The sequence below is a fragment of the Pelomonas nitida genome, from assembly GCF_043555975.1.
Lineage (GTDB): Bacteria > Pseudomonadota > Gammaproteobacteria > Burkholderiales > Burkholderiaceae_C > Pelomonas > Pelomonas nitida.
This window is the reverse complement of sequence record NZ_JBIGIA010000080.1, coordinates 1-251: the sequence shown is the minus strand read 5'-3', so window position 1 is coordinate 251 and position 251 is coordinate 1. Positions and strand designations below refer to the sequence as shown.

The following is a 251-nucleotide window of genomic DNA, read 5'->3' as shown; positions in this document are numbered from 1 at the left end:
CCAACACACCAAATAAGCAAACGTGCCACTACAGAAAATCGACCAATGCGCGCCTAAGTTGTTGATTCCAAATGGACCCGCTGGCGGAAAACGCTCGAAACGGCTGTTTGGTGTCGAACTCGGGCGCCTCGGCCGGCTCCTTCAACCACTTCTTGATCGTGTTGCGCGACAGGCTCGTGCGCCTGGCGATCTCACTGATCGACTTCCCCTCGCGCAGATGCATCGCGCGAATCTTGCCCTTCATGGCCATG

General features: G+C 57.0%; 1 protein-coding gene. It reads right to left on the bottom strand.

The window, feature by feature from the left end:
• Positions 1-28: 28 nt before the first annotated feature.
• A partial coding sequence (locus tag ACG00X_RS24170) for a helix-turn-helix domain-containing protein (protein WP_394492389.1) occupies positions 29-251 on the bottom strand: 223 nt, incomplete at its 5' end.